The 9,580-nt window shown below is 71.0% G+C and carries 8 protein-coding genes; 3 read left to right on the top strand and 5 right to left on the bottom strand.

What is annotated here, in order from left to right:
• The first annotated feature begins 255 nt into the window (after nucleotides 1-255).
• A complete protein-coding gene (locus tag ABZ404_RS38985) occupies nucleotides 256-1,398 on the top strand; it encodes an NADH-quinone oxidoreductase subunit D (protein ID WP_358832494.1) in 1,143 nt (380 codons plus the stop codon).
• A gap of 86 nt (nucleotides 1,399-1,484) precedes the next feature.
• Here the strand turns inward: ABZ404_RS38985 and ABZ404_RS38980 are convergent, their stop codons facing one another.
• The 4 genes from ABZ404_RS38980 to ABZ404_RS38965 form a co-directional block, all read right to left on the bottom strand.
• Nucleotides 1,485-2,498, bottom strand: coding sequence for a hypothetical protein (locus ABZ404_RS38980; RefSeq protein ID WP_358832493.1), 1,014 nt, complete (start codon nucleotides 2,496-2,498; stop codon nucleotides 1,485-1,487).
• Nucleotides 2,499-2,594: 96 nt separating this feature from the next.
• Nucleotides 2,595-3,581, bottom strand: a complete 987-nt coding sequence (locus ABZ404_RS38975; RefSeq protein ID WP_358832492.1) for an ABC transporter substrate-binding protein — start codon at nucleotides 3,579-3,581, stop codon at nucleotides 2,595-2,597.
• A gap of 98 nt (nucleotides 3,582-3,679) precedes the next feature.
• Nucleotides 3,680-4,366, bottom strand: coding sequence for an ABC transporter permease (locus ABZ404_RS38970; RefSeq protein WP_358832491.1), 687 nt, complete (start codon nucleotides 4,364-4,366; stop codon nucleotides 3,680-3,682).
• Nucleotides 4,366-5,052 carry an ABC transporter permease gene (locus ABZ404_RS38965; protein WP_358832490.1) on the bottom strand — a complete coding sequence of 229 codons (687 nt, stop codon included), beginning with the start codon at nucleotides 5,050-5,052 and terminating at the stop codon, nucleotides 4,366-4,368. Before ABZ404_RS38965 ends, ABZ404_RS38970 begins: the two co-directional genes overlap by 1 nt.
• A gap of 175 nt (nucleotides 5,053-5,227) precedes the next feature.
• On the opposite strand from ABZ404_RS38965, the gene ABZ404_RS38960 reads away from it, so the two are divergent.
• Nucleotides 5,228-6,379: an ATP-binding cassette domain-containing protein gene (locus tag ABZ404_RS38960; protein WP_358832489.1), complete on the top strand. Its 1,152-nt coding sequence runs from the start codon at nucleotides 5,228-5,230 to the stop codon at nucleotides 6,377-6,379.
• Here the strand turns inward: ABZ404_RS38960 and ABZ404_RS38955 are convergent.
• A complete protein-coding gene (locus ABZ404_RS38955) occupies nucleotides 6,366-7,478 on the bottom strand; it encodes an alpha/beta hydrolase-fold protein (protein ID WP_358832488.1) in 1,113 nt (370 codons plus the stop codon). The genes ABZ404_RS38960 and ABZ404_RS38955 overlap by 14 nt on opposite strands.
• Nucleotides 7,479-7,630: 152 nt before the next feature.
• Here ABZ404_RS38955 and ABZ404_RS38950 point away from each other — a divergent pair, with 152 nt between their 5' ends.
• A complete protein-coding gene (locus tag ABZ404_RS38950) occupies nucleotides 7,631-9,475 on the top strand; it encodes a phosphatidylglycerol lysyltransferase domain-containing protein (RefSeq protein WP_358832487.1) in 1,845 nt (614 codons plus the stop codon).
• Nucleotides 9,476-9,580: the final 105 nt, after the last annotated feature.

Here is a 9,580-nt window from a genome sequence, read left to right as displayed (position 1 = left end):
GCGCAGTTCCCCGCGCCCCTTGGGGGGTCGGCCGCAGCCGGGGAACTTGGAGCGGCCACCAGTTCTTCAGGGGCGCGAGGAACTGCGCGAGCAACCCAAGACGACCCGCACACGAAGTCCCGGCCCGATAAGGGGCGCGGGGAACTGCGCGAGAAGCCCCACCGGCCCGCGGGTGACTGTCCGGCCCCCCGCCCGAGGGGTTTCGGGGAGGGGTGGGGTGGGGGGATTCCGCCCCGGGCGGGGATACTGTCGCCCATGACGGAGACCACGGTCGGCATCGGCGGCGCGGCGGAGAGCACCGACATGGTGCTCAACATCGGCCCCCAGCACCCCTCCACCCACGGCGTGCTCCGCCTCCGCCTCGTCCTCGACGGCGAACGCATCCAGCACGCCGAACCGGTCGTCGGCTATATGCACCGCGGCGCCGAGAAGCTCTTCGAGGCGCGCGACTACCGGCAGATCGTCATGCTCGCCAACCGCCACGACTGGCTCTCCGCGTTCTCCAACGAGCTCGGCGTCGTCATGGCCGTGGAGCGCATGCTCGGCATGGAGGTCCCGGAGCGCGCCGTCTGGACCCGCACCCTCCTCGCCGAGCTGAACCGCGCGCTCAACCACCTGATGTTCCTCGGCTCGTACCCCCTCGAACTGGGCGGTATCACCCCGATCTTCCACGCCTTCCGCGAGCGCGAGGAGCTCCAGCACGTGATGGAGGAGGTCTCCGGCGGGCGCATGCACTACATGTTCAACCGCGTCGGCGGCCTCAAGGAGGACCTCCCGCTCGGCTGGCTCGGCCGCGCCCGGGACGCGGTCGCCGCCGCGACCTCGCGGATGGACGTGTACGACCGGCTCGTCCTCGGCAACGAGATCTTCCGGGGCCGCACGCGCGGCGTCGGCGTGCTGTCCCAGGAGGCCGTGCACGCGTACGGCGTCAGCGGCCCCATCGCCCGCGGCTCCGGCGTCGACTTCGACCTGCGCCGCGACGAGCCGTACCTCGCGTACGGCGAACTCCAGGACACCCTGCGGGTCGTCACCCGAACCGAGGGCGACTGCCTGGCCCGCTTCGAGGTGCTGCTCGACCAGACCCACAACGCCCTGGAGCTGGCCGCCGCCTGCCTCGACCGGCTCGCCGAGCTGCCGCCCGGCCCGATCAACCAGCGCCTGCCGAAGGTCCTGAAGGCTCCTGAGGGCCACACCTACGCCTGGACCGAGAACCCGCTGGGCATCAACGGGTACTACCTCGTCAGCAAGGGCGAGAAGACCCCGTACCGGCTCAAGCTCCGCTCGGCCTCGTACAACAACATCCAGGCCCTCACCGAACTCCTCCCGGGCACCCTGGTCGCCGACATGGTCGCCATCCTCGGCTCGCTCTTCTTCGTCGTCGGCGACATCGACAAGTAGGCGCGCGGGAACGGGGAAACGGCGGAACGGGTAAGGGCCCGGCGCTTCGGCGCCGGGCCCCCTTCTTCAGTCCGTCTGCCCCGCCCCTACGAGATCGCCGTCCGCAGCCCCACCACGTCCAGCTGCTCCGTCTCGTCGTGCGCCGTCAGGTCGATGACCTTGCCCACCACCCGCTCGGGGCCGGTGTGCGGCCGCTCGGCCAGGACCTCCTCGCCGACCACGTCGGCCAGGTCCTCCTCGGCGGCCGCCTCTATCGCGGCCTCCACGGCCTCCTTCTCCGCGGCCGTGCCGAAGAAGTCGAAGCTGCCCTCGGGCCGTACGGCGGGACGGGCGGCGTAGGGAACCACCGTCGCCGCGACCGGCTTCGGCGCGGCGGGCAGCGCGGTCAGGGCGGCGGCGGACGACGGGCGGACGTGCTCGCCCTTCCCCCCGGCCGCCGTGCGCTTCCCCTGCGGCTCCTGGGCCTCCCGCGGCTCGCGCGAGCCCTGTGCCTCCTGGTCCGCGGGCTGCCGGGCGGGCGGAAACGCCGCCGCCCGCGCCTCCTGGGCGCGGCGCGCGTACGGCAGGTTCTCCAGCGCCTTGGAGGCCGCCGCATAGGCCGCGGGCGTGGGCGTACTGGCCGCGGCGGGCAGCGCCTTGGGGGCGCCGGCCTCCAGGGCGAGCTTGCGGCGGCCCTCCAGGGCGCTGGCCCGCTCGGTCTCCGCCGTGGCGTACCGCCGCAGCAGGGCCGCGTGTTCGCCGCGCAGCCCGGCCAGCTCCATGCGCTTGGCGCGGAGCTTGGCGTCCAGCCGGCCGCGCAGCTCGCGCGACTCCTCCAGCTCCGCCTCCAGTTCGGCGATCCGCTCCTCGGTGCGCCACTGGTCGGCGGCGCGCGAGCGGGTCAGCTCGGCGACCCGGCGCCCGGCGGCCCGGTCCCAGCCGCGCATCAGCACGGAGCCGGTGACGGCGGCCACCGCGGCGGCCGCGGCCAGGCCGCGCAGGGCCAGGGGCTGATCGAACAGCCAGGCGCCACCGGCGCAGAAGACCGCGGCGCCGGCGACGGCCGACGGAGGGAGGAGCCTGTGCAGCGGAGGGGAATGGCGGTGGCGTCCACGTGGCATGGCCTGAAATTTACCGTGCGTAGACGCCCAATGGAGCCCCAGCCCGCCAATCTTCCGAATCTTCTCCCAACCGTCTTCTCCGGGCCCCGGCTTTCGTTACTTCCGGATCAGCCCCTTCGACCGGAGATAGTCCTTGGCGACATCGGCCGGCTTGGCCCGCTCGGCGTCCACCTTGCGGTTCAGATCGACGAGATCACCGGTCGTCAGCGCCTTGGTGAGCTTCGCGAGCGCGTCGGCTATCTCCTGGCCGCCCGCGTCCTTGGCATTGACCACGGGAAGGACGTTGTCCGCGTTCTGGAGCTTCTTGTCGTCTTCGAGGAGCACCAGGCCGTACTGGTCCAGGGTGGCGTCGGTCGTGGTGGTGAGCACCAGCTGGTCGACGCCGTCCTTGACGGCCTGCTTGGACTGCGGGGTGCCGACGCCCTTGGGGTCGACGCCGCTGACGTCGATGCCGTACTTGGCCTTCAGGCCCGGGGAGCAGAAGGGGCGCACGGGGCACTCGGCGCCCGCCGCGATCTTGACCTTGACCTTCGACTTTCCCAGATCGGAAAGCGACTTGAGGTTGTTCTTGGCGGCGAATTCCTTGGTCACCGCGAACGCGTTCTGGTCGACCGCCGCGCCCGCCGGGAGCACCTTCAGACCGCGCGGGGTGGCGAGCTTGGTGAGCTCGGTGACCGTCGCCGCCGCGTCGCTGGAGGCGAGCGGCTTGTCCTTCGCCTTCGCGCCGTTCACCTTGGCGTTGAGGAATTCGGTAAGCGTAGCCGCGTATTCCGGAACGACGTCGATCTCGCCGTTCTCCAGAGCGGGTTCGTACAGCTCGCGGTTCTTCACCGTGGTGATCGAGGTGCCGTATCCGGCGTCGCGCAGGACCTGGGCGTAGAGCTCGGCGAGGACGGCGGACTCGGTGAAGCCGGCGGCGCCGACGGTGAGCGAGCCCTTCTTGCCGCCCCCGCCGCTACTCGCCTCTCCGCCGCTTCCCTTGTCCTTGTCCTTCTCCAGGCTGTCGCCGCCGCACGCGGCCAGCGAGCCGGCCAGCGCCAGCGTGCCCAGCACCGCACCGGCCGTGCGCAGGATCTTGCTCATGAACGTTCACCATCCGAGAGTTCGTAGGTCCGACGTGTTCCGGGTCCGGCGCGGGCCGGGGGGTCTCAGGGAGCGGGGGCCCCAGGGGAGCCGGGGTCTCAGGGAGCCGTGCTCCGCCCGCGCGTCGCGCGCAGCGGGCTGAACAGCCGGTCGGCCAGCACCAGCACGCCCTCGACCAGCAACGCGAGCAGCGCGGCGAGGATCGCCCCCGCGACCACCTGCGGTGTGTTGTACGTGGCGAACCCGGCCGTGATGATCCGGCCGAGGCCGCCGAGGCCCACCATGGAGGCGATCGTCGCCGTGGCCACGACCTGCACCGCGGCCGACCGCACCCCGATCATGATCAGCGGGTACGCGAGGGGCAGCTCGACGCGGGCGAAGAGCTGGCCGCCCGACATCCCCATCCCGCGCGCGGCCTCCACCACCGACCGGTCCACCTCGCGCATGCCCACATACGCGTTGGTCAGCAGCGGAGGCACCGCGAAGAGCACCAGCGCGATGATGGTCGGCGCGTACCCCTCCTTGCGGAGCGGGGTGAGCATCAGCAGGCCGAGCACCGCGAACACCGGTATCGCGCGGCCCACGTTGGAGATGTTGACCGCGAGCGCCCCGCCCCGCCCGATGTGCCCGAGCCACAGCGCGAGCGGCAGCGCGATCGCGCACGCCAGCAGCAGCGAGACCCCGCTCACATAGGCGTGCTCGGCCAGGCGGTGCCAGGCGCCGTCCTCGCCGGACCAGTTGGACCCCGTCGTCAGCCAGGTCCAGGCGTCTGCCATGACCCCCATCAGCGCACCCCCGCCCTCGTCCGTATCCGCGTCCAGGGTGTGAGCAGGCGCTGGAGGCCGAGCAGCAGCACGTCCGCCACGAGCGCGAGCAGCACGCACAGCACCGAGGCGGTGAGCACCTGCGCCTTGAACGTGGACTGCACGCCGTCGCCTATGAGATTGCCGAGGCCGCCCTTGCCGACCACCGAGCCGACCGTGGTCAGCGCCACCGTCGACACGGTGGCGATGCGCACGCCGGCCAGCAGCGCGGGCAGCGCGAGCGGCAGCTCCACCTCGAACAGCAGCCGCGCCCTGCCGTATCCCATCCCCCGGGCCGCCTCGCGCACGTCGGACGGGACGGCTTCGAGGCCGGCCAGGATGTTCCGTACGAGGATCGTCAGCGAGTAGAGCACCAGGCCGGTGACGACCAGGGAGGCGGAGAGCCCGAACACCGGCAGCAGCAGCGAGAACATCGCCAGCGACGGGACCGTGTAGAGCACGGTCGTCAGGGTCAGGACCGCGCCCGCCACCGATCTGCGGCCGCGCGCGAGCAGCGCCAGCGGAAACGCGATCAGCAGCCCGATCAGCACCGAGGCCACCGTGATCCAGATGTGCTGGACCGTGGCGTCGGTCAGCTCCTGGCTGCGGGAGCGCACGTACTCCCAGCAGATCCAGTCGTTGCGCACCAGGCAGTTCTGCGCGCTCACCGTCCCCCACCTCCCCCGCCGGATCCCCTGAGACCCCGACCGAACGTCTGTCTGGCGACCCTAACCCCCGCCACTGACAATCACCGAGAGCCGGTGGGCGGATCCGCGTATCGCACACAGGGCGGCAACATGGGATTCACACAGCCACGCTCACCACCGGCCACAATGGGGAACCATGATCCGATTCGAGCACGTCACCAAGCGGTACGCCGACGGCACCACCGCCGTCGACGACCTCTCCTTCGAGGTGGCCGAGGGGGAACTGGTCACGCTCGTCGGGCCGTCCGGGTGCGGCAAGACCACCACGATGAAGATGGTGAACCGGCTGATCGAGCCCACCGAGGGCCGGATACTCCTGGACGGCGAGGACATATCCACCGTCGATCCGGTCCGGCTGCGGCGCCGTATCGGCTATGTCATCCAGCAGGTCGGGCTCTTCCCGCACAAGACGGTCCTGGAGAACACCGCGACCGTCCCGCACCTGCTCGGCGTCAAGCGCGCCAGGGCCCGTGAGCGCGCGGCCGAACTGCTCGACCTGGTCGGACTCGACCCCCGCGTCCACGGGGCGCGCTACCCCGAGCAGCTCTCCGGCGGCCAGCGCCAACGGGTCGGGGTGGCGCGGGCGTTGGCGGCCGACCCGCCGGTGCTGCTGATGGACGAGCCGTTCGGCGCGGTCGACCCGGTGGTGCGCGAGCGGTTGCAGAACGAGTTCCTCAAGCTCCAGTCGCAGGTCCGCAAGACGGTCCTCTTCGTCACCCACGACATCGAGGAAGCGGTCCGCCTCGGCGACCGCATCGCGGTGTACGGGCAGGGGCGCATCGAGCAGCTGGACGCCCCGGCGGCGGTCCTCGGCACCCCCGCGACGCCCTATGTCGCGGACTTCGTCGGCGCCGACCGGGGCCTGAAGCGGCTCTCGGTGACGCCCATCGAGGAGGGCGACCTGGAGCAGCCGCCGGTGGTCCGCCTCGACGACCCGCTCCCGCGCGACCTCGGCGCCCCCTGGGCGGTGGTCCTGGACGCCTCCGGCGACCTGCACGGCTGGATCTCCGCGGAGAGCGCCACGCGCGCGAAGAGCGGCACCGTACGCGAGCACGCCCGCCGGATGGAGGCCTGGCTGCCGCTGGGCGCCTCGCTCAAGCAGGCGTTCGCGACGATGCTCCAGCACGACGCGGGGTGGATCGCGGTCATCGACCACGAGGGGACGGGCCGCTTCCTCGGGGTGCTCACCCCGGCCCGGCTGCACGAGGCGCTGCGCCGCTCGATCGACGCGGACGCCCAGGCCGTCCCCCGGACGGAAGTGGAAGTGGAGTCGATCAGTTCGCGCTGAGGCGGCCGCTGATCCACTCCAGGACCGGCGGGATCTCCCGCCGCCAGGTGTTGAAGTTGTGCCCGCCGCTGTCGAGCGTGATCGACGAGACGCGCGCGGGCGCCTTCACCTTCTTGATGAACTTCAGCGTCGGCTTGAGGTTGTCCTCGCCCGACTTGGAGCTGGTCACCAGGAACGAGGACTTGGCCGGCGGCACGTGGTCGAGGGCCCACAGCAGGTTGGAACGATTCTTCGCGGCCTTGTCGCCGTGGAAGAGGTCACCGGTGGTCGGGTCGCTGGCGGCCTTGTAGTACGCGGAGAGGCCCGCGCTGGCGCCGAAGGTCTCCGGGTGGTGGATGCCGATCTTCAGGGCGCAGTAGCCGCCGGTCGAGTTCCCGATGAAGCCCCAGTTCCGCGGGCTGGTGCCGACCCGGTAGGTCTCGGAGACGGCCTTGGGAAGGTCCTTGGCGAAGAAGGTCTCGGTCTGCGGGCCGCCGGGGACGTCCACGCACTCGGTGTCACGCGGCGGCGCCACCGTCGGACGCATCATCACGAGGATCATGGGCTGCGCCTTCTTCTGCTTGACCTGCGCCCATGCCGTCTTCGGGTATCTCAGTCCCTTGATCAGGTTCTCCGCGGTGCCCGGGTAGCCGGTGAGCACCACGGCCGCCGGGAACTTCTGCTTCTCGTACTTCTTCTGGAAGTACTCCGGAGGCAGATAGACGTAGGCGGGGCTGGCTATTTTGGAGCGTTCACCCTGGACGACCACCTTCTGGATCTCCCCTCCCGCGGCGGGGTTGCCGGCGCCGGGGGTGTCGGGCTTCTGCTTCCCGGTGACCTTGATGTCCTTGGTCCCGGCCGAGTGGTCGACGACCACGCCCATGCCGTTCTCCTGGCCGAACAGGTCCGCCCACGAGCCGTAGAAGAGGAAGGAGTTGTTGGCCGCGAGGCCCACCGAGGCGAAGAGCATCAGCTGAGTGCCGAGGAGCAGGCCGATCCGGCCCAGGACGGCTCGCCAGCTACGGCCGGCCAGCTTCGGCCAGAGCCAGATGGTGAGCGCGAACAGCACCACCGCCAGAACGACGGCGAGCGCCAGAACCTTGTTGCTCGTGAGACCCATGAGTCGTCGAAACTTTCTGACTGAGATTTTCCTGGGACCGAGGGAACCCGCCCCCGGGATGTGCCGTCCTAGAGGGCGCAAATTGTCCGGAACACAGTGGCGAACTTGTCACGGTGCGGACAACAGAATCTCTCGCGGAGTCACGGGAAGCGATGTCTGTCAGGATAGATGGGGACAAAAAGGGTTCGGTTCCGGCCGGCGCGCGCAAAGTCCTCCGCGGACCGCGCCCCGATTCGGTTCCTTCACTGGTCGGCAAGGCCGCGGCCTTCGTCGGACTGCTCAACATCGCCGCCGGTATCTTCCCGCGCTTCCGCGCCAGCCGCATGCACGCCGTCACCGAAGTGCTGCCGGGCACGACGGGCCCCTTCGCGGCGGCCCTCGCCCTCAGCACCGGCGTCCTGCTGCTGCTCCTGGCGCACGGCCTGAAGCGGCGCAAGCGGCGGGCGTGGCGGGCCGCGGTCGCCCTGCTGCCGATCGGCGCGGTGGCCCAGTTCCTCTACCGGCACTCGGTCGTCGGCGTACTGATCTCGATCGCGCTGCTGGTGCTGCTGGTGCGGCACCGCGACGAGTTCACCGCGCTGCCCGACCCGCGCAGCCGCTGGAAGGCGCTGGCCAACTTCATCCTGCTCGGCTCCGGCTCGCTGGGCCTCGGCCTGGTGATCGTCTCGGTCCACCCGGGCCGGGTCGTCGGCAGCCCCTCGATCGCCGACCGCATCCAGCACGTGATGTACGGCCTGTTCGGCTTCGAGGGCCCCGTCGAGTACGCGGGCGACACCAGCTGGACCGTCGCCTACTCGCTGGGCGCGCTCGGCCTGCTGACCGCGATCACCACCATCTACCTGGCCTTCCGGCCCGAGCACCCGGCCGCCCGGCTCACCGAGGACGACGAGCGGCAGCTGCGCGACCTGCTCGCCAAGCACGGCGCCCGCGACTCCCTCGGCCACTTCGCGCTGCGGCGCGACAAGGCGGTCGTCTTCTCCCCCAGCGGCAAGGCGGCGGTCACCTACCGCGTCGTCTCCGGGGTGATGCTCGCCTCCGGCGACCCGATCGGCGACGTCGAGGCCTGGCCCGGCGCCATCGAGCGGTTCATGGACGAGGCCAAGGCCCACTCCTGGACCCCGGCCGTGGTCGGCTGCTCCGAGACGGGTGGCGAGGTGTGGACCCGTGAGACCGGGCTCGACGCGCTGGAACTGGGCGACGAGGCGGTGGTGGACGCCGCGGATTTCTCCCTGTCCGGGCGCGCCATGCGGAATGTACGCCAGATGGTCAAGCGCATCGAGCGCAATGGCTACGAAACCCGCGTACGGCGCGTCCGTGATCTCTCCGTAGGTGAGCTGGAACGGGTCCGGCGGGCCGCCGAGGACTGGCGCGGCACCGACACCGAGCGCGGCTTCTCCATGGCGCTGGGACGGATCGGCGATCCCGACGACGGCGACTGCGTGATCGCCACCGCCCACAAGGCCGACGACGGACCGGGCGAGCCGGGGCCGTACGGCGACCTGAAGGCCATGATTCACTTCGTCCCCTGGGGTTCCGACGGAATGTCGCTGGAGCTCATGCGCCGCGACCGCTCCGCCGACCCCGGTATGAACGAGCTGCTGATCGTCGCCGCGCTCCAGGCCGCTCCGAAGATCGGCATCGAGCATGTCTCGCTCAACTTCGCGATGTTCCGCTCGGCCCTCGCGCGCGGCGAGAAGATCGGCGCCGGCCCCGTCCTGCGGCTCTGGCGCGGACTGCTGGTCTTCCTGTCCCGCTGGTTCCAGATTGAATCGCTGTACAAGTTCAACGCGAAGTTCCAGCCACGCTGGGAGCCGCGCTTCATGGTCTACCGGGCCCACAGCGACCTGCCGCGCATCGGCTTCGCCGTGATGCAGGCCGAGGGCTTCGTGAACATGGGCCTGCCCCGCCCCTTCGCCCGCTTCAGCCGGGCCCGCCAGCGCCCTTGCGCGCACCTGGCGAACAGGGACGCGGAACGGACGGTACGAGCGGCTCTGTAGCCCCGCGAGGGGCGGGCCGGAGAACGGGAAGAGGGGCGGGGGGGGGGGGGCCCCGCCCCCCCCACGGGGGAAGCCGAGGCGGGGGACGGCGCGGGCGCCCGGGAC

The organism is Streptomyces sp. NPDC005878 (genome assembly GCF_040629815.1).
Lineage (GTDB): Bacteria > Actinomycetota > Actinomycetes > Streptomycetales > Streptomycetaceae > Streptomyces.
This window is presented reverse-complemented; position numbering and strand designations above follow the sequence as displayed.

Coding starts and splice junctions, on each gene's coding strand:
- ABZ404_RS38985 (WP_358832494.1), top strand. CDS start 256: ATGACGGAGACCACGGTCGGCATCGGCGGCGCGGCGGAGAGCACCGAC.
- ABZ404_RS38960 (WP_358832489.1), top strand. CDS start 5,228: ATGATCCGATTCGAGCACGTCACCAAGCGGTACGCCGACGGCACCACC.
- ABZ404_RS38975 (WP_358832492.1), bottom strand. CDS start 3,581: ATGAGCAAGATCCTGCGCACGGCCGGTGCGGTGCTGGGCACGCTGGCG.
- ABZ404_RS38955 (WP_358832488.1), bottom strand. CDS start 7,478: ATGGGTCTCACGAGCAACAAGGTTCTGGCGCTCGCCGTCGTTCTGGCG.
- ABZ404_RS38970 (WP_358832491.1), bottom strand. CDS start 4,366: ATGGGGGTCATGGCAGACGCCTGGACCTGGCTGACGACGGGGTCCAAC.
- ABZ404_RS38950 (WP_358832487.1), top strand. CDS start 7,631: ATGTCTGTCAGGATAGATGGGGACAAAAAGGGTTCGGTTCCGGCCGGC.
- ABZ404_RS38980 (WP_358832493.1), bottom strand. CDS start 2,498: ATGCCACGTGGACGCCACCGCCATTCCCCTCCGCTGCACAGGCTCCTC.